Source organism: Pseudomonas sp. NDM, assembly GCF_003105095.1.
Lineage (GTDB): Bacteria > Pseudomonadota > Gammaproteobacteria > Pseudomonadales > Pseudomonadaceae > Aquipseudomonas > Aquipseudomonas moraviensis_A.
Genome location: NZ_QETJ01000007.1, coordinates 18,851 through 43,082, shown reverse-complemented (window position 1 = coordinate 43,082; position 24,232 = coordinate 18,851). Strand labels below are relative to the sequence as shown.

General features: G+C 59.6%; 22 protein-coding genes and 1 pseudogene. 10 read left to right on the top strand and 13 right to left on the bottom strand.

Annotated features, from left to right (window positions below; translation table 11 throughout):
• Positions 1–68: 68 nt before the first annotated feature.
• The 9 genes and pseudogenes from DCO47_RS03350 to DCO47_RS03310 form a co-directional block, all read right to left on the bottom strand.
• Positions 69–1,001, bottom strand: a complete 933-nt coding sequence (locus tag DCO47_RS03350) for an MBL fold metallo-hydrolase (RefSeq protein ID WP_042609625.1) — start codon at positions 999–1,001, stop codon at positions 69–71.
• A 40-nt stretch (positions 1,002–1,041) separates the two neighbouring features.
• Complete coding sequence (locus DCO47_RS03345) at positions 1,042–2,244, bottom strand: NAD(P)/FAD-dependent oxidoreductase (protein WP_116657438.1); 1,203 nt, start codon at positions 2,242–2,244, stop codon at positions 1,042–1,044.
• 298 nt (positions 2,245–2,542) lie between these two features.
• Positions 2,543–2,902, bottom strand: coding sequence for a DUF6124 family protein (locus DCO47_RS03340; protein WP_065617067.1), 360 nt, complete (start codon positions 2,900–2,902; stop codon positions 2,543–2,545).
• 113 nt (positions 2,903–3,015) lie between these two features.
• Positions 3,016–3,381 (bottom strand): DUF6124 family protein, encoded by a 366-nt coding sequence (locus tag DCO47_RS03335; protein ID WP_064361939.1) that lies wholly within the window; start codon positions 3,379–3,381, stop codon positions 3,016–3,018.
• Positions 3,382–3,960: 579 nt separating this feature from the next.
• The gene (locus DCO47_RS03330) at positions 3,961–4,299 is read right to left on the bottom strand and encodes a DUF6572 domain-containing protein (protein WP_065617068.1); all 339 of its coding nucleotides are present in this window, start codon (positions 4,297–4,299) and stop codon (positions 3,961–3,963) included.
• 109 nt (positions 4,300–4,408) lie between these two features.
• On the bottom strand, positions 4,409–4,762 hold the full coding sequence (locus DCO47_RS03325) for a DUF6572 domain-containing protein (RefSeq protein WP_042609629.1): 354 nt from the start codon (positions 4,760–4,762) through the stop codon (positions 4,409–4,411).
• 10 nt (positions 4,763–4,772) lie between these two features.
• Positions 4,773–5,972 (bottom strand): annotated as a pseudogene (locus DCO47_RS03320) (S-type pyocin domain-containing protein).
• Between the two features lie 298 nt (positions 5,973–6,270).
• Positions 6,271–6,651, bottom strand: coding sequence for a response regulator transcription factor (locus DCO47_RS03315; protein ID WP_065617069.1), 381 nt, complete (start codon positions 6,649–6,651; stop codon positions 6,271–6,273).
• Between the two features lie 97 nt (positions 6,652–6,748).
• Positions 6,749–7,753 carry a GlxA family transcriptional regulator gene (locus DCO47_RS03310; protein WP_042609632.1) on the bottom strand — a complete coding sequence of 335 codons (1,005 nt, stop codon included), beginning with the start codon at positions 7,751–7,753 and terminating at the stop codon, positions 6,749–6,751.
• A gap of 199 nt (positions 7,754–7,952) precedes the next feature.
• Between DCO47_RS03310 and DCO47_RS03305 the strand changes: the two genes are divergently transcribed.
• Together DCO47_RS03305 and DCO47_RS03300 are read left to right on the top strand one after the other, a co-directional pair.
• Positions 7,953–8,624: a response regulator transcription factor gene (locus tag DCO47_RS03305; protein ID WP_116657437.1), complete on the top strand. Its 672-nt coding sequence runs from the start codon at positions 7,953–7,955 to the stop codon at positions 8,622–8,624.
• 75 nt (positions 8,625–8,699) lie between these two features.
• A complete protein-coding gene (locus tag DCO47_RS03300) occupies positions 8,700–14,162 on the top strand; it encodes an ATP-binding sensor histidine kinase (protein ID WP_116657436.1) in 5,463 nt (1,820 codons plus the stop codon).
• 57 nt (positions 14,163–14,219) lie between these two features.
• Here DCO47_RS03300 and DCO47_RS03295 read toward each other — a convergent pair whose 3' ends face one another.
• Complete coding sequence (locus DCO47_RS03295) at positions 14,220–14,984, bottom strand: SDR family oxidoreductase (protein ID WP_065617072.1); 765 nt, start codon at positions 14,982–14,984, stop codon at positions 14,220–14,222.
• 116 nt (positions 14,985–15,100) lie between these two features.
• Between DCO47_RS03295 and DCO47_RS03290 the strand changes: the two genes are divergently transcribed.
• The gene (locus DCO47_RS03290) at positions 15,101–16,045 is read left to right on the top strand and encodes a GlxA family transcriptional regulator (protein ID WP_116657435.1); all 945 of its coding nucleotides are present in this window, start codon (positions 15,101–15,103) and stop codon (positions 16,043–16,045) included.
• A gap of 12 nt (positions 16,046–16,057) precedes the next feature.
• On the opposite strand, the gene DCO47_RS03285 is transcribed toward DCO47_RS03290, so the two are convergent.
• A complete protein-coding gene (locus DCO47_RS03285; RefSeq protein ID WP_116657434.1) occupies positions 16,058–16,825 on the bottom strand; it encodes a TSUP family transporter in 768 nt (255 codons plus the stop codon).
• Between the two features lie 154 nt (positions 16,826–16,979).
• Between DCO47_RS03285 and DCO47_RS03280 the strand changes: the two genes are divergently transcribed.
• The 5 genes from DCO47_RS03280 to DCO47_RS03260 all read left to right on the top strand — a co-directional run bounded on the left by DCO47_RS03280 (position 16,980) and on the right by DCO47_RS03260 (position 20,901).
• Complete coding sequence (locus tag DCO47_RS03280) at positions 16,980–17,846, top strand: LysR family transcriptional regulator (protein WP_116657433.1); 867 nt, start codon at positions 16,980–16,982, stop codon at positions 17,844–17,846.
• A 183-nt stretch (positions 17,847–18,029) separates the two neighbouring features.
• Complete coding sequence (locus DCO47_RS03275; protein ID WP_116657432.1) at positions 18,030–18,590, top strand: nucleotidyltransferase family protein; 561 nt, start codon at positions 18,030–18,032, stop codon at positions 18,588–18,590.
• A gap of 478 nt (positions 18,591–19,068) precedes the next feature.
• Positions 19,069–19,428, top strand: coding sequence for a DUF6124 family protein (locus DCO47_RS03270; protein ID WP_042609640.1), 360 nt, complete (start codon positions 19,069–19,071; stop codon positions 19,426–19,428).
• A gap of 140 nt (positions 19,429–19,568) precedes the next feature.
• On the top strand, positions 19,569–20,006 hold the full coding sequence (locus DCO47_RS27205; RefSeq protein WP_252874360.1) for a hypothetical protein: 438 nt from the start codon (positions 19,569–19,571) through the stop codon (positions 20,004–20,006).
• 238 nt (positions 20,007–20,244) lie between these two features.
• A complete protein-coding gene (locus DCO47_RS03260) occupies positions 20,245–20,901 on the top strand; it encodes a DUF2931 family protein (protein ID WP_116657431.1) in 657 nt (218 codons plus the stop codon).
• Between the two features lie 114 nt (positions 20,902–21,015).
• Here DCO47_RS03260 and DCO47_RS03255 read toward each other — a convergent pair whose 3' ends face one another.
• Both DCO47_RS03255 and DCO47_RS03250 read right to left on the bottom strand, forming a co-directional pair.
• Positions 21,016–21,975: a DMT family transporter gene (locus tag DCO47_RS03255; protein ID WP_116657430.1), complete on the bottom strand. Its 960-nt coding sequence runs from the start codon at positions 21,973–21,975 to the stop codon at positions 21,016–21,018.
• A 169-nt stretch (positions 21,976–22,144) separates the two neighbouring features.
• On the bottom strand, positions 22,145–23,068 hold the full coding sequence (locus DCO47_RS03250) for a LysR family transcriptional regulator (protein ID WP_116657429.1): 924 nt from the start codon (positions 23,066–23,068) through the stop codon (positions 22,145–22,147).
• 106 nt (positions 23,069–23,174) lie between these two features.
• Here DCO47_RS03250 and DCO47_RS03245 point away from each other — a divergent pair, with 106 nt between their 5' ends.
• Positions 23,175–23,768, top strand: coding sequence for an NADPH-dependent F420 reductase (locus tag DCO47_RS03245; protein WP_116657428.1), 594 nt, complete (start codon positions 23,175–23,177; stop codon positions 23,766–23,768).
• Positions 23,769–23,902: 134 nt separating this feature from the next.
• Positions 23,903–24,205, top strand: coding sequence for a helix-turn-helix transcriptional regulator (locus DCO47_RS03240; protein ID WP_024012559.1), 303 nt, complete (start codon positions 23,903–23,905; stop codon positions 24,203–24,205).
• Positions 24,206–24,232 lie beyond the last annotated feature (27 nt).

The following is a 24,232-nucleotide window of genomic DNA, read 5'->3' as shown; positions in this document are numbered from 1 at the left end:
CGGACGACCCAGATCACCCCAACAGCTTCGCCCGGCAATTGCCGGGCGAAGGCTTTTCAAGCGCGCAATCAGTAGTCCCAGATCGCCGGAATCCAGCGGAAAGCCTCGCCGTTGACGGCGACCCGACCCACCGAAGGGAAGGCCAGATGGGTGGCGACGAACAGCTCGCCGCTGGCGGCGGCTTCCTTGAGCAGGCGTACGCGCACCTCCACCGATTTGGCCGGGTCGTGTTCGAAACCGTTGTGCCAATCAGGATGATCGAACGCGACCGGGAACAGCGCATCGCCGGCAAAGGTCAGGCGCTCGCCGCCAGAGTCGACGTAGACCACGCAGTGTCCTGGCGTATGCCCGCCGGTGAGTCTGGCGACCACGCCGGGTGCCACCTGACATTCGTCTTCGAAAATCTGCAGCTTGCTTTCATAGTGATCAATGAACGCGTTGGCGGTGCTGCGCAGGACGTCCGGCACTGGCGCGGGCATGTCGGTGTAAGTGAAATCCGGCGTGGTCCAGAAATTCACTTCGGCGGCGGTGACGTGGATGCGCACGTCGTCGCGCAGACGGCTTTTCACCGAGTCGACCAGCAGGCCGCCGATGTGGTCCATGTGCATGTGGGTGATGACGATGTCGGTGATGTCGGCGAGGTCGACACCGGCAGCGGCCAGGCGCTTGGGGAACTGCCCGGCCCGCGGGAAACCGGGGAATTGGCCACCGAGTCCGGCGTCGACGAGGATGACTTGCTCGCCGCTGCGCACCACCAGCACGTTGAGCGCCCAGTCGAAGGCATCGGGCCCCAGGTACATGTCCTTGAACCAGGCGGCACGGTCGGCGGGATCGGCGTTGGTCGACATGGTCTGGGTCGGCAACGGCAGCACGCCATCGCTGATCACCATCACATCGATGTCGCCCAGGCGCAGAGCATAGCGCGACGGCACCAGTTCTTCGCTGGGGGTTTGCAGGGTCACGGCGCGATTGGCGGTGAAGGAATCCAGATGCAGGGTCATGGTGTTCTCCTTGTTCTCAGGGCAAAAGCGGAGGGCGAAATCAGGCTACCGGGATCAACGGGTCGGCGGCCGCGAGGGCGGTGCGACGATCGGCGGCCGGCGGGTAGATCCACACGGTGTTGATCTGCGTCTTCAGCTCTTTGGCTTCGGCCTTGACCAGCTTCAGCTGACGATCCCAACCCTCGGTGTACACCGCGCCCCAGGCACCGAGATCCAGGCAAGTCACATACTTCGGCTGGCGATACATTGTCGGAGCGACGCCGAGCAGATCGGCGGCGGCGTTGTTGCCGGCGTAGCGACCGAGGCTGATCGCGTGCTGGCAGGACATCGCCGCATAGTTACCGAGATCGTCGGTGGCAGCATGCGCGACATCACCGGCGGCAAATACATGATCGATGCCTTGCACCTTGAGACTTCCGTCGACATGCAGGCGACCCTGGCCATCGCGTTCGGCGTCGAGCTGTTCAGTGAGCGGGCTGGCGCGGAAACCCACGGTCCAGATGACGGTGTGGCTTTCGATGTGGCGGCCATCGGCGAGCGTGACGCCGTTGGCATCCACAGCGGCAACGCTGGCATCGACGATCCATTCGATGCCCAGTTCGTTGGATGCTTCGATGATCGATGGGCGGATGCCATCGCCCATGGTTGCGGCAATATCCTTGCTGCGATCGACGATGATCACGCGCAGGTCTTGATCCTCACCGAGAATCGCGCGCAGGCGCGCCGGCATTTCCGTCGCAGTTTCAATCCCGGTGAAACCGCCACCGGCGACCACCACGGTGTTGCGGGCAACGCTGGCCGGTTGGTTGGCCAAAGCCATGAGATGGCGTTCCAGGCGCGCCGAGGATTCGATCTGATCGACGTCGAACGCATGCTCCTTGAGGCCGGGGACCGGAGGCCGGGCAAGCTGGCTGCCGCTGGCGAGAATCAGCCGATCGTAAGCCAGTTCACCCGGACGCCCGGCCTCGTCGCGATAACCGACGCGGCGCGCCGCAGCATCGATGCTTTCAGCAGTGCCTTTGACGAAACGCACGCCCACCGCATCGAACAACGCGTCCAGCGGCGCGTACATGCTGTGCACGTCCGGCTCATAAAAGCGCGGACGAATGCGCAGTTCAGCTTGCGGGGCGAGCAGTGTGATCTCCACGTCCTGACGGTCATGCATGTCCAGCAAACGCGCGGCGCTCAACGCACTCCACAGCCCGCCGAACCCCGCACCGATCACCAATAATTGCTGTTTCATAATGTGCTCCCTGACGCTGATGGATGGATGAAACCCGAGCCCGATCCGGACTCGCGCGTGACGATCACTGGCCGCCGCAACTGCTTGCCGTACTGCCTGGCGCTCAATCGTTCGCTGTCCAGAGTCATGCTAGGGCGCGCAGGCTGCGGGCGCAGTTGTCCATCGGTGTGCGGGGGGTATGCATGGGTGGAAGGGGGGTATACGAAGGTATGGGTGGTGAGGAATATCGGGCCAGGTGTTGTTCGAAACGAACATCGCCGCGCAGGGTGCCAGCACGCCTGCACGGCCGATGGGTTGTTCAGTCGGTAGGCACTACGTTATCCAACGCTTTATTCACGGCCAATTCCCCCAGCATGACCACCTGCGCGATGCCCAACAGGGTATTGCGCCGTGAGCCCTCCAGCATTCCGGAGAAATCCCCGAGCATCACCGTGGCCGAGGCCAGGGATTCGCAGGCATTGACCAGCAGGGATTCGGTGTCGGATTCCGGGTTGACCATAAACAGGGTGTTTGGACTGTAGGGCGCGGCATTAACCTTGGCCGGCGCGAGGTAATGATCGAGCGCGCGCTCTGCGGCGTCGTGCAGTTTTTTTGAATTAAAGGATTCGTAAGGCGAAACCGGGTCGGTGACCGGCGGATGGGACGGTGTCTGTGACATCAGCTGAAACTCCGATGAGCGCCGCTTGAGCGTCTGAGTATGAGAATGCCGCGCCACGGCTGTGGCGCGTCCGCTGGCAGAGGGAGCGTGCCCCCTTCTGCCTGGGTTGCCGGCTAGTTCGACACGCGTCGGCTGTCGAGCACGCGATTGACGATCAGCTCACTCAACATGATCACCTGCTGCAACATCAGCAGCGATCGACGCTGTGGGTGGTCGATCACCCCACTGATTTCGCGGGCCATGTCGTTGGCGGCGGCCAGCGATTCACAGGCTTCGACGAGCAGCGTTTCCTCGTCCACCGTGGGATCGATGAGAAAGATCTTGCCCGGCTGGCGCTTGGGAATGGTGGTTTTGAGCGTCTGAGGGTCGAGGTAAAAGTTGATGGCACGAGCGGCCGCATCTTTTATTCGCTGGGGTTCCAGAGCGGGGTCGTACGGGATTGAATCGGCTTCTGGCGGGTTTGGCGTTACTTTGAACATTGATGAAGCTCCTAACACATTTAAGGGAGGCTTCACCCTTTCGCTACCAAACGAAGGGTGGCGGCCATGCACAGGTTGGTAGACCGGGTGTTAGGATCCGGCGCGCCCTAGGACGCCCTATACATGGCCACCGCAAATCCGAGACAGAAATCTCGACGGCAGACCTGTATATCTAACACTGCGGGCTACCAAACCCGATCACCTATTTCAGTGACCGACAAACGATAGGACCCGCAGCCTAGACGCACAAGCCGGCGGATTCTGAAGTACCCGTAGGCAGCGGCGCAAGGCGTTGTAGGCTTTTTGGAGTAACAGTCGGTGTAATTTAAACGTGATTGCCAAGTCGTGTTTATGCGCTTGACGCGCCTGACTCATATCACCTTTCTGGATGGAGGAGGCCCGAATCTGTTTAGGCCGATCTCAAGGCCGTTGCGCCATGAGCCGGAGACTTTGAAGCAAGTCGCGTCGTAGACGAGCTTTTCGGCTCTTCCACTGTTGGCCGTAGAGCAGCAGAAAAACGCCTCGGCTGGCAGGTGAAAAAATTACCTGCCAGCACTGGGATCACAAATGACATAGCGCTTAGTCTGCTTTGAAAACGAACTCAAAACCGATTCCCACTTTTCTCAGGAGCTCAGCCACGCGCTCGAAGAACAATTTCCCCTGCTCCGAAGCCTCGTGTTTGCCGTAAACACGGATGACAAGTGACTTGCCGAGTGCAGCGGGAATCTTGTTATCGATCTCACCGCTTTCGATGAAAGCGATGTAGCCGTTTATCTTCCGTTGTAGCGCGAGCAGGTGCTCGGCTTGTAGGGTCTTATTGCCCCATTCTAGGTGGTCAGCGATGCCCAGGATGATGGTGCCACTGTCCGATTTGGGGATTCCCCACATATCGATAATGTTCGGGTCTGTTAAGGACACTGCGGATCCTTGGCCTCCAGCCGATTTGTTCAATCCCTCTGAGGGAACCGAGCTACAGCTCTGTGGCTTGCCGCCCTTTGCTTTGCTTTAGCTCTACTAGCTCACACGCCTAGTGTCGAACGGCAAAATCGTCCTTAAGCACAAATTCCATTCCGATGCCTACGCCTTTAAGTACCTCGGTCACGCGGTCGATAAAGGTTGCACCTTGCTCAGGCAGCTCATATAAACCATTGATGCGAATTTTCGGATTCTTGCCCTTGGCTGGCGGATAGCTTTCCAGCAGTTCGCCGCTCTCGATGAAGGCGATGTAGGTGTTGATCTTTTCTTGTAGCAGCAACAGGTGTTCACCCTGTTGAGCTTTGTCGCCCCATTCCAAGTGATCAGTGATGACGAGTACGACATTGTCGGGTTCCCACTCGGGCACTGCGATGATGTCGACGACTTTTGTTTCGGTGATGGACATGTCTGCTCCCTCAGAGGGTCGGGTCAGGTCGAATGATGTCGACTCTGGTGGGTGGGATTCGGGTGCCTCCGGTGAAGCCGGGTTTACCTTTGCCGACGACGGTTGCGCCGGTCTTTTCTATTTCTGGAAAGCCCAATTTCTGATTGCGCGTCAGTGGCGCTGTTTCCGAAGATTTGCATTCGACGCAGGAGATGTTGCCGTCCGCATCGCGGCCCATCATATCAATGCGCGTGCGTACACCGCTGTCGGTTTTGACGGTGACCTCACGGGCGGCTTCAGGTTTGATCTTGCTGAACTCGTCAAAGGACGCTTCTTCGAACGCCTTGCCCTTTAGCTTATTCTTCTCTAGCTGCGTGCTGAGCACGATGTAGATGGGCTCAAGCCCCGCATCCTCCGGGAACCAGATGATCGCATCCTGAAACTCAGGTGGGTGCGCGGGGTTGGCCAGCAGCGTGTCCGATTGTGGTGTCGGCGGGTAGACCCAGACGGGAGGTAGCTGAGGGGCACCTTCCAGCGCTGGGATCCCCAGCACTCCGTCGGGACTCGCACCCGGTGTTCAGGTCAGACCGATGCCGTTGCCGATGTCGGCGATGAATTTTTCGCCGTCTTTCTGCGCTTTGATGACCGGTACATTTTCCCAGTCCTTCTTGCCGCCGGTGTAAAAGCCGTAGGCGTTCACGGAGCCGTCCGGCAACGTTTTTACGTTGACACGAACACGCGTTCGGCCGGTTTCAAGCGTGGCGTATTGCTCGTCCTTATAGAAGGCACTGTCCGGGGCGATACTGGTGTTGGGCATCAATAGCGCGACGGTGCCCACGGCAGCGCCTGCTGCCACGGCGCCTGCACCGTCGAGTAGGCCTAGCGCGAGTGAGCCGCCCAGCCGTTGGGCAACGGCACTGCCAGTTGCGGAGCCGCCGACAAACTGGAGGGACATGCCTTCGGCGGTAATCGCTGCGCCAGTGGCCAAAACGGCCCATAGCCCGTAATCGGCGAGTTTTTCAACTGGGACGAACCCGGTCGGGTTGCTGTGGTTGATTTCGCCGTCGGGCAGGTTGCAGCTTTTGGCGAAGACGCAGCCCTTGAGGTCGGGTTTCGCGTCTGGCGCTGGCGGGAGTTCTTTGTATTGCGCCCAGTGCTGGGCGTTCAGGTCAACGGGTTCGACGCCGGTGTTGCGGTAACCCTTGGGTGGGTTGGGGACGTAGCCGCTCAATCCTTGGTTCCTTGTTCTGGTCCTTTTGAACGGGGAGAAGGGTGACAGGCGGAGTTTGCAGTGGCAATTAGTGGCGCTTTGATTCTAGATTTTGAGGTGCCTCTCATTTCCGTGTGATCAAGTCAGCGCTGGAGGGAAACGGGTTAGCTCAACTACTTCGGTCATCTCTGAGCTTCCCCTCTCCCCAACGAGAGGGAGCCGACCGTGTTGTCTTCTGTCATACATCGACATGATCGACCAAGTCGATTATGGGTCGATAAATCCAGGCGACAGGCAATTCAATGCGCTGACGGCCTTATCAAGTGTTTTCAGATTTACGCAGTGCAACCTCAACCCAGGCAAGTAACTCGTCCGCCGCAAAGGGTTTACGCAGGCAGACAACGACATTGGCTTCTCGAGCCTTGGCGCAAAGCAAATCGCTCTGATGCGCCGACACAAAAATCACCGGCATCCCCCAGCCTCGAGCCTGCAGCGCAGCATGCATCTGCAAACCCGTCATGCCCGGCATCTGAATATCGGAAATCAAACAATCAGTCTGCTCCGGCCCATCCGATTCAAGGTAATCCGCCGGCGCCGCATAGCCGAGCACTCGATAACCCGACGCTCGCAGCAAACTGCTCAGCGACGTGCGCATGGCCTCGTCGTCGTCCACCACCGCGATGACATACGTCTTGTGCATAACGCTCCCGGGCCGGGCGGCCGAGCTGGGTGACTCCTGTCGTTCTTGCACCATACGCCAATGGCCAGCGGGCAAAACTATACCTAGGTATAGCGGTTCAGCCTTCGCGGCTGAATCGGCTGCGGTAGTCGCGGGGGGAAATCGACAGATGGCGCTGGAAGCAGGCGCGCAGACGTTCTTCGTCGCTGAAGCCGCAGAGGCGGGCGATTCGATCGATTTTGTGCGGGGAGTTTTCCAGCAGGCGTTTGGCGGCTTCGAGGCGGAACAGTTCAAGCGCTTTCGACGGTGTGCGCCCGGTGCGTGCTTTGTAGACCCGCGTGAAGTTGCGCAGGCTCATCGCGGCTTGCTCGGCCAGACGTTGCACGGTCAGGTTGGGATCGCCGAGGCGGTCCATCAGCCACAGATGCAGATCATCGAACAGCGAACCGTCCTGCGCCTGCGATTGCAGCAGCGTGCTGTATTGCGCCTGACCGCCGGGGCGTTTGATGTAAACCACTAACTCGCGCGCTACTTGCAAGGTCACTTCGCGGCCACAATCGGCCTCGACCAGCGCCAGGGCGAGATCGATCCCGGCGGTGACTCCGGCGGAGGTCCAGACCTGGCCTTGCTGAATGAAAATCGCATCGGCATCCACCTCGATCGCTGGGAATCGATCACGCAAGGCATCGCACATCGCCCAGTGGGTGGCGGCGCGACGGCCATCGAGCAAACCGGCTTGGGCCAGCAGAAACGCACCGCTGCACACCGAAACCACGCGGCGGGCGAGGTGGGCATGATCCCGTAGCCAGTCGCTCAGTTCGCGGTGCTCGTCGAGGCTCTGGCAGATGTCCGGCGCGCCAGGCACGACCAGCGTGTCCAGTGCGGCGGTGTTCAGTGTGCTCAACGCCCGGGTATCGATGGGCAGGCCTTCGACAGTTTGGGTCAAGCCGCCGGTGAGGCTAGAGGTGTGCAGTTGATAACCGGGCTGCCCGCGCTCGGCCAAAGCCTTGCTCGCCGCCCAGAATACGGTCTGCGCACCGCTGAGATCGAGCAGGCTCAGGCGCGGATAGGCAATGAACACCACGTCGCGCGGCGCCGATGTAAAAGAAGGTCGTGTGGACATCGCAGGCCTGCCTGTTTGCTGCGCCGACGGCAGGACTGCCTCAGCCTGGCCGATTTTCAGGGGTTTCTGGCCGGCCGGCAATGGCGACGACTGTTAGCCTGATCGCTGACCGTCCGGCCGGTGTCTGGCTGCGGTCGCCATCCTGAACTAGATTTATTGACCAGCCCAATGCGTGCTGCGATCTCGCCGAGGAGACACCATGACCCTGTGGTCGCATTCCAGTCCTGCGCAAAGTTCCGGTGTGCCCAGCGAACCGGTGGTGTATGTGGTCGATGACGATGCCTCGATGCGCCAGGCCCTCGACAGCTTGCTGCGTTCGATCGGCCTGCGAGTGCAGACCTTCGACAGTGCCGCGGATTTCCTCGCGCAAGCGCAACGTGAGGTACCCGGTTGTCTGGTGCTCGACGTGCGCCTGCGCGGCGAAAGCGGCCTGACCTTTCAGGAGCAGATGGAAAAAAACGGTTTGCGCATCCCCGTGGTGTTCATGACCGGCCACGGTGACATCGCCATGAGCGTCAAGGCGATGAAGGCCGGTGCGGTGGATTTTCTGGCCAAGCCGTTTCGCGATCAGGACATGCTCGATGCGGTGGCCAGTGCGTTGGCCCGCGACCGCGCGCGGCTGGCCGCCGAACACTCCGGCGCCGTCCTGCGTCGCGCTTACGAAACCCTGACCACCCGTGAGCGCGAAGTGCTCGGCTTCGTCATTGCCGGGCTGATGAACAAGCAGATTGCCGGGCAACTCAACCTCAGCGAGGTCACGGTCAAGGTCCATCGCGGCCAGGTCATGCGCAAACTGGCTGCGCGTTCGGTGGCCGATCTGGTGCGTACCGCTGAAGCGCTGGGCATCGAGCCTGTGCAGCGCAGCCCCTGAGCGTCACAGGCATCGTTGAGTAACCGCAGGTCTTGCCACTGCGGCAGAAAAAAACCATGAGCAGTGTCGACGCAGATGACCAGCAAAAAACAGATTTTGTGGGACGACGGCGAGCGGGTACTTTCCCGTGAGCGCGGGTCGGGAAAGGGGAGCGTATTGGCGATGCGTCCGGCGCTGGGTCAGCCATTACCGGCGACCCTCGACCGACTGGCGCACGAATATAGCCTCATGGAAGACCTCGATCCTGCCTGGGCCTTGCAGCCGACAGCTCTCGAGCGCGCGGGCAGGCGGGTCCGTCTGCTGTTCGACGATCCGGGCGGCGAGCCGATGTCGCGACTGCTGGTCGCACCACTGGATATCGAAACCTGTCTGGAAATGGCCACGAACATTGCCGAAGCGCTGGGCCATCTGCATCAGCGTGGTCTGGTGCACAAAGACCTGAAACCGCAGCACATCTTCGTCCATTGCCGAGATGGCGCGGCGCGCTTGACCGGCTTCGGCCTGGCTTCGCGCTTGCCCCGAGAACGGCAGGCACCCACGCCGCCGGAGACCATCGCCGGCACGCTGGCCTACATGGCCCCGGAGCAGACCGGGCGGATGAACCGTTCGATCGATTCGCGCAGCGACCTGTATGCCTTTGGCGTGACCCTTTACCAGATGCTCACCGGCTCGCTGCCGTTCAGCGCCAATGAACCGATGGAGTGGGTGCATTGCCACATCGCACGGCTGCCGATGCCGGCGTGTGAACGGGTGGCGACGGTGCCGCCGATGCTGTCGCGAGTGGTCATGAAGTTGCTGGCCAAGACCGCCGAGGAACGCTATCAGACGGCGGCCGGCGTCGAGCATGACTTGCGCCGGTGCCTCGACGACTGGCGCCGGGCAGGGCTGATCGAGTCGTTTACGCTGAACGAGCAGGGCGCCTTCGAGCGCTTGCTGATCCCGGAAAAACTCTACGGCCGCGAACACGAAGTGCAAACGTTGATCGATGCCTTCACCGGCGTGGTGCAAACAGGCGCTCCGGCGCTGGTGCTGGTTTCAGGGTACTCCGGCATCGGCAAATCGTCGGTGGTCAGTGAATTGCACAAAGTGCTGGTGCCGACCCGTGGCTTGTTCGCCGCCGGCAAGTTCGACCAGTACCAGCGCGACGTGCCTTATTCGACGCTGGTCCAGGCCTTTCAGGGGCTGGTGCGCACGCTTTTGGGCAAGCGTGCCGAAGTGCTGGCGCAATGGCGCGAAGCGCTATTGCGGGCGCTGGAACCGAATGCGCGGCTGATCACCGACCTGATCCCCGAACTGAAGCTGATCATCGGCGAGCCGCCAGCCGTGCCAGAACTGGAACCGCAGCAGGCGCAGCAGCGCTTCCTGTTGGTCTTGCAGCGGTTCATCGGTGTGTTCGCCCAGGCCGAGCACCCGCTGGCATTATTCCTCGACGACCTGCAGTGGCTCGACGCGGCCACCCTGGATCTGCTTGAAGATTTGCTCAGCCGTGCCGAGATTCCTCATCTGCTGCTGGTCGGCGCCTATCGCGACAACGAGGTGGATCGCGATCATCCACTCAGCCGCACCCTCACCGCGCTGCGTCAAGCTGGCGTGCAGATTGACGAGATTCGCCTCGCACCCCTGGCCGGCGCGCACATCGAACAACTGATCAGCGAGTCGCTGCGCTGCCCCCCGGCGAGCATCGTCGCGCTGGCGCGGCTAGTGCTGGACAAGACTGCCGGCAATCCATTTTTCGTCATTCAGTTTCTCTACGCTCTCGCCGAGGAAAAGCTGCTGATCTACGAGCCTGAGCGCAATCGCTGGCGTTGGGATGTGCACCTGATCAACGGCAAGGGCTATACCGACAATGTCGTCGATTTGATGGTTGGCAAACTGGCGCGGCTGCCACTGCAAACGCGCCAGGCGCTGCAACAACTCGCCTGTTTGGGTAACGTTGCACGTTTCGACACGCTGGCGACTGTCCTCGGTGTGCCGGTGCCTCACGTCCACGCGGCGGTATGGCCGGCAGTGCGGTTGGAACTGGTCGAGCGTCAGGACGGTGCCTACCGGTTTGTGCATGACCGCATCCATGAAGCGGCGTATTCGCTGATCGCTGAGACCGAACGGGCGCAAATGCATCTGCGCATCGGCCGGCTGCTCGCGCTGCAAACCCAGGGTGAGCGGCGCGAGGAAGCGATCTTCGAAATTGTCGGCCAGCTCAATCGCGGCGCGCACCTGATCAGCTTGCGCGCCGAACGTGAGCAACTTGCCGAATTCAACCTGCTCGCTGGTCAGCGCGCCAAGGCCTCGACCGCCTACACCTCGGCGCTGACCTACCTGGGGGCCGGGGCGGAGTTGTTGGGCGAGCAGGGCTATGACAGTCGGCATGAACTGGGTTTTGCGCTGGAGCTGAACCGCGCCGAATGCGAGTTTCTCACTGGCCAACTGGCGCAGGCCGACACGCGCCTGGCCGCATTGGCCGAGCGCGCCGTGACCACCGTCGAGCGCGCGGCGGTGGCGTGCCTGCAAATGGATGTCTATCTGCTGCTCGATCGCAGTGACCGTGCGGTGGCAGTATGTCTGGCCTATCTGCGTCGGGTCGGCATCGATTGGCCAGCGCATCCGAACGATGCCCAGGTGCGCGACGAATATCAGCAGGTCTGGACCAACCTGCGCGGGCGCACCATTGAGCAGATGATCGACTTGCCGCCAATGGAAGACCCCGCCGCACGGGTGACCCTCGATGCGCTGGGCAAACTCTTCGCGCCGGCTGTGCAATCGAACTTGAACCTCGCCAGCCTGACCATCTGCAAAGCGATCAGCCTGAGCCTGCAATATGGCAACTGCGACGCTTCCTGCTTGCTCTACGCCAACTTCGGACGCGTGTCGGGCCCACGTTTTGGCGACTATGCCGCCGGTTATCGGTTTGGCCGCCTGGGCTGCGATCTGGTTGATCGACGCGGCCTCACGCGTTACGAGGCGAGCACCTATCTGTGCTTTTCGATCTTCGTGGTGCGCTGGATGCGGCCCGTACGCGAGTGCCGCGAACTGCTGCGTCGGGCGCTCAACGCGGCCCATCGCACCGGGGATCTGCCGTATGCGGCGTTTGCCGGTAACAGCCTGATTTCCGATCTGCTATTTATCGGCGAGCCGTTGGCAGAGGTGCAGGCGCAAACCGAATCAGGCCTGGGCTATGCAGAGAAGGTCGGTTTCGGTCTGGTGGCCGATTTCATGCGCTGCCAGTTGGCGCTGATCCGCATGCTGCGTGGACAGACGCCGCAGTTTGGCTGTCTCAACGACGACGGATTCGACGAGACAGCTGTCGAGGCGCATTTGACCAGCTCGCCGGACCTGGCGCTGGCACGCGGCAAGTATTGGGTGCGCAAGTTGCAGGCGCGCTATCTGGCGGGGGATTACGCGGGCGCCGCTGAATGCGCGACCCAAGTTCAGGGATTGTTGTGGGTGATTTCGGCATTTTTCGAGGAGGCCGAATACCATTTTTATGCGGCGTTGACCTTGGCCGCTCACGGCGAAACCGATGTCGATGCGTTGCAGCGCCTGGGCCAACACCACGCGCAATTGCAGACGTGGGCGCGCTTGTGTGCGGAAACCTTCGCCAGTCAGGTGGCGCTGGTCACGGCGGAAATGGCGCGCGTCACTGGCCAGTTACTTGAGGCCGAATCGCTGTACGAACAGGCCATTCAATTGGCCCAGGACAACGATTTGGTCCATATAGAGGCGCTGGCCAACGAACTGGCCGCGCAGTTCTATCGTGCTCGCGGTCTTGCCAAGATCGCCCGTGTTTATCTGCGTGACGCGCGTTATGCCTATGTGCGTTGGGGCGCCGATGGCAAGGTGCGGGAGCTGGATCGCAAACATCGTTTTCTGCGCTCCGAAGTCGCGCAGCCAGAGCCGACCGCCACCCTCGTTACGGCGGTTGAACACCTGGATCTGACGACGGTGCTCAAGGTCTCTCAAGCAGTCTCCGGCGAAATCGTCCTCGACCGCTTGATTGAAACGGTCATGCGCACCGCGATCGAACAGGCCGGAGCCGAACAGGGCCTGCTCATCCTGCTCAATGCCGACACACCGTATATCGCCGCGCAAACCCGCATTGGCGACGATGCCACGCAGCTGTGCAACGAGCCGTTGCACGCGGTGGCGCTGGCCGAGTCGGTGCTGTATCAGACGCTGCGCACCGGCGTCCACCTGTGTTTGGACGACGCCGCGGCCGATCCGCTGTTCGTCGCTGATCCGTACATCCAGCAGCGTGGCGCGCGCTCGATCCTGTGCCTGGCGCTGATGAACCAGGCGCGGGTGGTCGGGGCGTTGTATCTGGAAAACAACCTGTCCGCCGGGGTGTTCAGCCCCGCGCGTCTGGCCGTGCTGCGGCTGGTGGCGTCGCAGGCAGCGATCTCGCTGGACAACGCGCGCCTGTACCGCGACCTCGCCGAGCGCGAAGCGAAGATCCGTCGGCTGGTCGATGCGAACATCATCGGCATCATCGTGTGGAGCGCGGAGGGGAAAATCATCGAGGCCAACGACGCGTTCCTGCGCATGGTCGGTTACGCCCGTGATGAGCTGCTATCGGGCCTCGTACACTGGCGCGACATGACCCCGTCGTCGATGCGCGCCAACAGCGACGCCGCACTGGCAACCGCCATCCGCACCGGCCGCGCGCAGCCATTCGAAAAGGAATACATCCGCAAGGACGGCAGTCGGCTGCCGGTGATTGTCGGTCTGGCCGCATTCGAAGCCAGTCAGCAGCAGGGCCTGGCCTTCGTGCTGGATATCAGCGAACGCAAGCTCGCCGAAGAGCAAGTGCGCGAAGGCGAGCGCCGTTATCGCCAGGTGCAAACGGAACTGGCCCACGCCAATCGCGTGGCAACCATGGGCCAGTTGGCGGCGTCGATCGCTCACGAAGTCAATCAACCGATCGCCGCCACGGTCACCAATGCCAACGCCGCGCTACGCTGGCTCGGTGCGCAGCCGCCGAACCTCGATGAGGTGGAGCAGGGCCTGCGGCATATCATTGTCGATGGCAATCGGGCGGCAGACGTTCTCGGACGCATCCGCGCGCTGATTCACAAAACCCCACCGCAGCGCCAGCCTGTCAGCCTCAATCTGCTGATCGAAGAAATGGTCGGTTTCAGCCGTGGCGAAGCGCTCAAGCACGGCGCCGAGGTCAGCGTTGAGCTGGCGGCAGATTTGCCTTTAGTAGTGGCGGACAGGGTCGAACTGCAGCAGGTGTTGCTCAATCTGATCATCAACAGCCTCGAAGCCATGACGATCATGGCAGAGGGGCAGCGACGTCTGCTGATTCGCAGTGAAGCGCTGGGCGATAACGTGCACATCAGCGTCAGCGATTCGGGGCCAGGCTTTGCCTGCGAGCGGGCGGAGCAAGTGTTCACAGCGTTCTACACGACCAAATCCACCGGGCTGGGCATGGGCCTGTCGATTTGCCGCACGATCATTGAAGGACACGGCGGCAAATTGTGGGCCGAGCGCAATGAGCCGAGCGGGGCGCGGGTGGTGTTTGGCTTGCCGCGTTGTGAATGAACATGATCAACAGCCAGGCTACCCGGGCATTGAGCCCGGGTGTTTCTGTCGGTGAGTTCAGGCCACCGGAATAGGATTTTCCAACAGCGACAGGTTGAACTGCTCGATCAGCCCGTGCTCGTTCGCGCCCTGGTTGGCTCGCAGCGGCAAGACTCGGTCAACCAGCACTTCGGTGGTGGCGGTTTCCAGCTTGATCAGGGTTTCCTCGATAAACTCGCCCAGCGGCATGGCGCGCTCGTCGCCGCTCTTGTGAATCAGGTCGGTATCAACCCAAGGTGGCGCGATTTCCAGGACCTTGACGCTGGTGTCGCGCAGCATGAAACGCTGCGACAGCGAGTAGGAATGGATAGCCGCTTTGGTCGCCGAATACAGCGCCGTGGTCGCCAGCGGCAGGTAGGCCAGCACCGAGCTGTTGTTGATGATGTAGGCCTCGGGCTGACGCTTGAGGTGTTCGACGAACGCCGCGCTGATGCGCACTGGGCCGAGCAGGTTGGTCTGCAACAGACCGACGGCCTGCGCATCGTCGTAGTCGCCGGAACCCGCGTTGTCGAAGGGCATGATCCCGGCGTTGTTGATGATCACGTTCAACGACGGATGGCGGCGGATGACTTCGGCGGCGACTTCCTTGATCTGCTGCGCATCGTTGATGTCCAGCTGCACGGTGTCGATGCCCCGATTCGCTTGGGCAATCTCTGCCAGCAGGGCCTGGCGACGACCAGCGATGATGACCTTGTTGCCGCGCTGATGCAGGGCCTCGGCCAATGCGCGGCCGATGCCGGAAGTGCCGCCGGTGATGAAGATCGTGTTGGCTTCAAGTTTCATGAGCTGCGTCCCGCGAGTGGATTGATTGGTATGGGAACCATGATGGAGAAAACCTGCTCCGACCTGAATGACGTATGTGGTAGTGTTTCAGGACATTCAACAAACGGAGCGCGACCATGCATCGAGTCGGCTATCTGCTCACGGACGGTTTTCAGGTCATGGCGCTGGCGACCCAGTCGGTGTTCGAGTTCGCGAACATCGTCACCGGCAAAGCCGTGTACAAGGTGCAGAACTTTTCCCAGACCGGCGGGATTGTCAGCTCGTCGCTGGGCTTGCACGTCGATACGTTGCCACTGACGCAGGCGGGGCTGGCCGACAGTTGGCTGGTGGCTGGCACGCTGACACCGCTGACGCCGCCGGATGCCGACGTGCTGCACAGCGTGCGCGGGCTCGCCGACGGCGCACGCCGCGTGGCCGGCATCTGCACCGGCTCGTTCGTACTGGCGCAGGCCGGAGTGCTGGATAACCGCCACGTGACCACGCACTGGGCGTTCGCCCCGGCGCTGCGCAGGATGCATCCGTCGGTGAATGTCGAGGACGACCGCATCTTCATCATCGACGGCCCGGTGTGGACATCGGCGGGCATGACCGCTGGTGTCGACATGGCGCTGGGTATGGTCGAGAAGGATCTGGGCAGCGAAATCGCCCGCTCGGTCGCCCATCGACTGGTGATGCATCAGCGTAGGTCTGGAGGCCAGTCGCAGCATTCGGAACTGCTGTCGCTTTCACCCAAATCCGATCGCATTCAGAGTGCGCTGGATTACGCGCGCAAGCACCTCAATCGCCCGCTGAGCGTCGAAGAACTGGCCGAAGTGGTGCATCTGAGTCCGCGGCAATTCACCCGGGTTTTCACCGCCGAAACCGGTCAGTCACCAGCCAAGGCGATAGAGAGCCTGCGCCTGGAAGCGGCGCGTTTGCTGATCGAGCAGAGCAGTCACAGTCTGGATATTGTTGCCAGAGAAACCGGGTTTCGTGACCGTCGGCACATGCGCGAGGTGTTCATGCGCGGCTTTGGCGTGCCGCCGCAGGCGGTACGGCGGGATTCGCGGCGGATGGTATGACGTGACCAGTGTCTACGAAAAAATATTGAGCCCCATCCTGCCTATCAGGAATACGAGCAGTATCAGGAAAAAAACTCTGATGAAACTGCTTCCATAACGTAATGCAAAGAAGACACCGGTCAGTGCGCCGGCCATATTGCATAAAGCAACTATGCCGCCAATCGCCCACAAGACATTACCGGAGGGGATAAAAAATATGAGCGCAGCGCTGAACGTCCCCAGATTGACCAGTTTTGCAGAGGCTGATGCATTGAGGAAATCAAAGCCAAAGACCTTGACGAAGATAAACAGCAGCAGGCTGCCACTGCCCGGGCCGAAGACACCATCGTAGAAACCGATCAGGCTGCCAAAGAAAACTCCTAGGCAAATGTCTTTCTTTCCGAAGTGGCGGTCTTTGCCTGCCAAACCAAGTTTTTTTTCCATAAACGTGTAGATAGCCATGACTATCAATATGAAAAAGACAACGATCTCCATCAGTCTTTTAGGGACAAGGGATACTGAGAGAGCTCCGAGAAAAGAAAATAAAAAAGCGGCGAGCATGGTCGGAAGCATTAAATTCCAGCGGATTTTTATGCGCTTCAGGTAACCCGATATTGATGAAATATTGCCCGCCAGAACAGCCAGTTTATTGGTGCCGAAAATGGTGGCAAGGCTGTACTGGGGTAGAGCATGTAGAAGTGCGGGCACCTGTACCAGGCCTCCGCCCCCGACCGCAGCGTCTATCAGGCCACCACAAAACGCGAAGAAACCCAGTGCAAGAACAGCGTGTTCAACATCCATGCATTGAATCCTCGTAGAACTTCGATTTTTTGGGGGTGAAGGCATGGTTGCTCATAGGGCGCAGGCGACGACCAGTCAGGAAAATAAACCTCATTGAGGGCATACAACAACTGATTTACATTGATTCGATTGTTCACTTTCAATGAGTATTGGGATGGAATTGTCGCAGCTCGTCATGTTCAAAAAGGTCGCTGATCGAGGCAGTATTATTCGTGCTTCTGAAGAGCTGCACTGTGTGCCGTCCAATATCACCAATCGAATCAGACTATTGGAGCGAGAACTCGGGGTTGATCTTTTTATAAGGAAAGGCAGGGGATTGATCATCAGCCCCTCCGGTCGGATTTTTCTCGGCTATACCAACAAAATCCTGTCTTTGTGCGAGGAGTCGCACCGAGCGCTTGATCCGTCGTCAGCGCCGTCGGGAGATCTCAGGATTGGTGCCATAGAATCGTCTGCTACGGGCAGATTACCCAAGCTGTTGTCCAGGTATCATCAACTTTACCCAGCAGTGCAGATGCAATTCAGCACTGGCGACTGGTCGCAATTATCCGCTGAGGTAGTCAGTCATAAACTGGATGGGGCAATCGTTGCCGTGAGGCCGGAACACCCGGATATTGAGAGTATCGAGATCTATGAGGAGGATCTGGTCCTGATTGCTTCGCCGTCCGCAGGGCCGCTAAACCATCCAGAAGATTTGCATGGCGTGGATTTATTCATGTGGCCTGAAGGATGCCCCTACAGGAGGGCGTTGGTTGCCTGGCTGGAGCGGCACAACCTATCCAGCCCGATAACAAGCATAGCCAGTTATGGCACCATCCTTGGGTGCGTCAGTGCGGGCGCGGGGGTATCGTTGGTGCCGAAAGGGATATTTGAACAGTTCCAGCAAATCGGCGGTATTCAAGGATTCTTTTTCAAAGATCTAACGCCCGTGCAAAATTATTTTATCTGGAACAAGCACGTTGAATCTCATCGTGCAAAAGACAAGTTTGCCGATTTGCTCAAGGAAGAGTTCAAGGTTTGAGCAGTGAGCGGCAGTTGGCACTTTCCTGCAAAGCTCGCCTGCGCGAGTCATTCATCACAAGGGACTTGTCCGGATAGCGAATTGTGGGCGACGGAGTGAGGAAGCAGGGCAACGCCGGCGTCGCTGAGCTCTTACCGAGACGCCTGATAGGCTCTTGCAATCAAAGGCAATGGATTGAACAAATTGAATCTTGAAGCGCAACTGCGGGATCTTATTACTCGAGATCCCCTCCGGATGCACATCCTGCGCACAGTCAGGGATCTGAACTTGCCGGACAGCTGGGTTGCCGCCGGTTTTGTGCGCAGCCTGGTCTGGGATCATCTGCACCAGCGCGAACCCTCGCGATTGCCCGGGGACATTGATCTCATCTGGTTCGACAAAACACGTCACAGTGCGCAAACGGACTTCGCCTTAAAGGCCGAGCTTGCAACACGGTGCAGTGGCCTGAACTGGTCGGTGAAGAACCAGGCTCGCATGCACAAGCGAAACGCCGATGCACCTTATCAATCTTCTGCCGACGCCATGACCCGTTGGCCCGAGACAGCTACGGCGGTTGGGGTCAGGCTTGATCAGCAGGGTGCTATAGAGGTTTCGGCGCCATTGGGACTGGAGGATTTGTTTGCGCTGAAAGTGCGACCAACCGCCCGATTTGAGAGTGATAGATACGCGGTGTTTGTGGAACGCGTTCAGTCGAAGAGATGGCTCGAGATTTGGCCGCGGTTGACGCTTGTTACGCAGGGTTGATATCCCAAGGGCAGCGAGCTGCCAGGCGACTTGGGTGGCCCAAACACCAGTGATCTTGGACTAGCCCCCAATCCTTGTAGGAGTGAGCCTGCTCGCGATGACCCCAGCCCATTCACCACCACATAAACAGAAAGCACCCAGCCCGTTTAAACAGTTATTCAAGACACAAGCAAACGGCTACAACGCCTTGCGCCATTCCCTACGACTACGCCAGAATCCGCCGGCTTGTGCGTCTAGGTCGCGGGTTCTATCGTCTGTCGGTCGCTGAAAAACAGCGATCGGGTTTGGTAGCCCGCCATAACTAGTCGCATCGCGCACCGTTCGCAGGCCTGCTTCAGGTCTCTGCTCAATGGTGGCCATGCGCAGGACACCTTCGGGTGTGCCGGTTCCTAGTTACCGGTCTACCAACCCGCGTATGGCCGCCACCTTCGTTTGGTAGCGAATGTGAAGGCTCCTTTTCCTAACTAGGAGTTCCACCATGTTCAAAGTCACACCCAATCCCCCAACCACCGACCCCGCATCGCCCTACGAATCCAGCGCCTCGAAAAAACTCCACGAAGCCGCCGAACGCGCCCTCGATCACTACCTCGGTCCGGCGGACATACTGGCCAGCACCAACATCCCGGAACAGATGTTTCTCGCCAATCCGAAATACGACACCGAATCCCTGCTGGCCAACGCCAGTGAATCCCTCGGCTCGGCTACCACCATGCTCTACGACTTCGCCGCGCTGCTCGACAACCCGCGCCGCAAAACCCTGCTGGGCATCGCCCAGGTCGTCATGCTCGGCGAAATCGCCGTGAACCAGGCTTTGGATAAAGTCGAAATAGCCAAATGACGCCAACCAAGCGACGAGAGCAAAGCCTCGTCGCATCCCATGGTCGTGCCATGGCTGGCACACCGCCACGGCTTGCACCACCCGGCCTCGACTGTCACCCTTCGGGCCGTTCTTCAAGGATCAGAACAAGGAATCAAGGATTGAGTGGCTACGTTCCAAACCCGCCGAAAAACTACCGCTACGAACAAGCCAAACCCGTCGACATACACGCCCAGCACTGGGCCGAGTATGAGAAGCATGGGAAGGAGCCTGCGCGCGAGCCAGAGAAGATTGGCATCGCGTTGAGGATCGGGGTGTTCTTTGATGGCACGGGCAACAATGCCAATAACTCTGCTGCGGGGTTGTTGTGTGGTGCTCAGCATCCGATTGCGCCGGAGGACATTCCAGCTAGCTGTATGCCTTACATGAGTGATCCGGACAGTAGTTATGGAGCCGGGCCTACCAATATCAAGAAATTGTATTCTCTATATAAAAAGACTCAGAAAGCCGAAGGCGATGGCTTCCTTAAGTACGTCTCAAGTCCAATATATGTCGAAGGTAGAAAAGGGCATTCAATTCATCGACATATCCCAAGATGACGAATACTCCGTGCCGGCAGAACTCCAATCTCTTTTTGATCGATTTCTCACAGGAAACCACAGAACAACTGCAGAAGAAGAGGCTTTGCTCAGGCTGAAGTACATTCATACCTCTGCAAACTGGAATCATCCCCTTGGAAGAAGAGACGGGAGCGGTATCGACGCGGTTTACATCAACGCCGACGGAAGACGCGATCCGTGTACAACATCCTCACGTAGCTGATTGGAAGCTCTGGTAATGAAGTCTGTAATCGCTCTGATTGGCGCTTTATTGTTAATGGGCTGCCAGAAAGGAGGTTTCGAAAGTGGAGAAAATGACCCCAGGTCTCCTTGGTGGCAAATAGGATTCGTTGAGCCGAATTACATGAAGATCTGGGTTGAGGACAGCTCGGTGCTGGATATCAATAACAGAATGTTTTTCAGAGTCGGTGGAAAATCCGCTCCCGGAGGCGAACCAGAAGATGGGACGGAGTCTGCCCGCGGTTGGGGAACCGTCGGTGGTTCTGGAGTCTTGGTAACTGGTGCTGAGCTTCCACGAATGATTTTTGTCCGTTGGCAGTCGATATCGGAGCAGAAAACCTATAAAGGCTTCATAGAGATTCCAGAAGAAGCGAGGCAACTGATGGTGCAGTCCACACGCCAACGGTGCCCGAAAACTCCCGAAAGAACCGCACGTTACTCGGCAACGCTACTCGTGGGTCTCGCGCCGGGGGGAGTGCTCCAGGCGTGGGTCAGGGACTCATGCCACCGCCCGATAAAAGTTTCCCATGCTCAAGGGGAACTCGAACCTCTCGGCCCGGAGCAGGGCATGCATGGCGGGCGCTATGCCTATCCGGTGAGTGAAAAGGCAAAACGGTATATCGACAAGTTCGGCATCCCGTACGGTAGTTGGTAAGTGGCGTGCCTTGGAGTGCAATTGCCACTCAAGCAGCCAATTCGATCTGCTGGCCCGGCATCGAGGGGGAGCGCTAGTCGGGGCGTCCTCCTATAACTCACGCTACCACAACCCTCAAACCTCAGCCTTCACCCCAACCTTCACCGCCGCTTTCCGATACGTCAGCAAAACAATCCCGCTCACCACGATCACGCCACCTAGGATCTGCCCTCTGCTGAGCATCTGATCCAGCACAATCCAGCCCATCAACAATGTCGCCAACGGCTCAATATTCATCACCGGTGCGTTGCGCGGCATGTCCAGTCGGGGCACGGAGATGAACAGGACGATGAAACCGGTGCCGTACAGCACGACCAGCGTGGCGAGGGCCAGCCAGCCGGTTGAGGTGGCGGGGAGGTTGAGTCCGCCGGGCAGGGCGCCGGTCATTCCGGCCAGGTTGACGCTGCTGAACACGATGAAGATGGTCAGCAGGCTGCGCACCGAGCCGCGCACTTGCGACAGTTTGTGGTCGGTGATCCACAGCGCGCAGGCGAAGACGCTGGCGGCGCAGAAGGCGAGCGCGACGCCCAGCAGCCATTCCGGGCCGACGCTGGCGCTGTCTGACAGACGTCCGGGGACGTCCAGCACGAACACCAGCCCGACAAGGATCAACCCCATCAACATGGCGGTTCGGGCGCTCGGCCGTGGCCCGCCCAACGCCCAGGTCAGCAACGCGAGCAGGATCGGAAATACGTTGGCTACCAGCAGCGCCAAAGCGACCGGCACCCGTGCGACAGCGGAGTACAGACACAGGCTCTGCGCGGTAATCAGCAGGCCCAACAACAATTGCCAGCGCCAGGCGCCTGCTGGCAGACGCAAACTCTGCCGTTGCCACAGCACCAGAATGGCCAGCACCAGCAAGGTCCCGCCAGAACGCATCAGGATCGCCAGCAGCACACCCGCGCCGTCATCAAAAGCCACCCGCGCCGCGACGTGGTTGCCGGCGAACGCACAACCCATGCACAACAGAATGATCACGGCGAGATAGCGGGGGAAGGGCGGCGGTACGGTTGGGGCAAATTCAGGGCGGGACATGGCAGATCTCAAAAGTGATAGCCACTCAGGGTGGCTCAGGTTTTTATTATGTTGTCGTACAACTTCCCGATTTGTACCGTAATCGAGCAGGGGCGGCAAGCTTGAAAGGCTTGATAAAAGCGCTTAGGCATGATGCTGATTAAGTTTAAGAGGTCGTATAACTTGTTTACTAAGCCCGAGCGCCGAGTCGAGTCGCCCATCCATCCTCTCGAGCCTGACCCACCAGAAAATCCACAAAAGCCCGGGTTTTCGCCGGCAACAGCCTCTGACTGGAGAAATACAAATAGATCTGCCCGGCATCGACATACCACTCCGGCAATACCCTCTCCAGCGTGCCGTCCTGCAGATACGGCAGCACATCCGGAACTGCCAACAGCGCAACCCCCAATCCCAGCCGTGCGCACTGACACAACGCTTGCGGATCGTTGACCAACAGGCGCGGCGCCAACTCCAACGGTGCTCGTTGACCATCGGGCCCTTGCAGCATCCAGCTGCGCACCTTGCCGGTCTGCACCGAGCGCATGGCCAGGTGATCCAGCGTCGACAGCTCTTCAATCCGCCGGATGCGCTTTCCCGAGAGATATTCCTTCGATGCCACCAGAATCAGATGCGCCGGTGCGATGGCTCTGGCGACCACGCCCTGCGCCAGCTCGATGCCGCCGCCGATGGCCGCATCAAATCCATCCGCGATGAGATCGACCTGGCGATTATCGAGGTGCCATTCGGGGATTACGGCGGGGTATCGCTTAAGAAACTCGGGCATCAGCGGCAACAGAAAATCCCTAGCGAACCCTGGCGCTGCGTTCAGACGCAGAACGCCTGAAGGCTCGCCAGCGTTGCCCGCGACATCGGCGATTGCCGCCTGAACGGTTTCCAGTCCCGAACCGACGTTGGCCAGAAAGCGCTCTCCAGCCTCGGTGAGGGTGAGTTTGCGTGTGCTGCGCTGGAACAAACGCACGCCGAGGTTGGCCTCCAGTTGCGCGACATTGCGGCTGACCGCCGCGGGCGTAAGGCCCAGGCGTCGCGCGGCGGCAGAGAAGCTGCCCGCCTCGGCGCTGCGCACGAATGACAGCAAATTGCCTAACGTCTCCATCTGCGCACCTTCAACGAATGATTGAAAGTGATTCTATTGGTCTTCCACTACTGGTGGAAGATCAAAAAGCGTCTCATGGCCTCATCAACTACTTGAGGAAACAGACATGAACATCAGCATCATTGGTACAGGCTCCATCGGCACCGCCATCGCTCGGTTGCTCGTCAACGCTGGCCTTTCGGTCAGCCTGGCCAACGGTCGTGGGCCGCAGAGCCTTGCCGATCTGGTCGGCGAATTGGGCCCACTCGCGCAAGCCGTAACTGCTCAGCAGGCGAGTCAGGCGGACATCGTCTTTCTGGCGGTGAACTGGTCGAAAATTCCCGATGCCGTGCGCGATCTCGGGCCTTGGGAGGGGCGTATCGTGATCGACGCCAACAACCCGATTGAGGCGCCATTGTTCAAACCGGTCGATCTGGGCGGCCAGCCGTCTTCACAATTGTTGGCGCAGATGCTGCCCGGCGCGCACGTGGTCAAGGCCTTCAATCATTTGCTCGCGGCTCTGCTGACCGATCCCACCACCGAGGGCGGCAAGCGTGTGCTGTTTTATTCCGGTGAGGATGCGGCCAGCAAAGCCAGGGTTGCAGAGCTGATAGACCGATTGGGTTTTTACGGCATCGATCTGGGCGGTGTGCAGCAGGGCGTGCTTGCGCAATTCCCGGGCGGACCGTTGCCGGCATTGAATCTCGTGAAACATGGCTGACGAATGAGTCCGGGAAGCACGAGGTGAGTAGGACGGACGGGTCGCAGATCCTGATGTCCTGCCGCCCGTCGCCGACTGCGAATCGCCTCAATATCGCGCATTGACATATCTAAGAATCTCGATATCCTCGGCGCATGGAACTGATCGAAATCTTCAAAGCCCTCTCGAACCCGACGCGCCTCAAGATCCTTGAAGGCCTGAAGGATCCCGTCAAGAACTTCCCCCCGCAGGATGAGGGTGACGTTCTCGTCGAGGGTGTCTGCGTCAGCAGCATCCAGGAAGGTATCGGCTTGTCGCAGTCGACGGTGTCGAGTTATTTGGCCACTTTGCAGCGGGTGGGGCTGGTTGAAGTGCGACGCATCGGTCAATGGACCTACTACAAACGCAATGAGGCTGCTATCAGCGCGCTTGCAGAGATCATAGGGAAAGAGCTGTAAATTTTTTTACCGCAGGATATCGAGAAA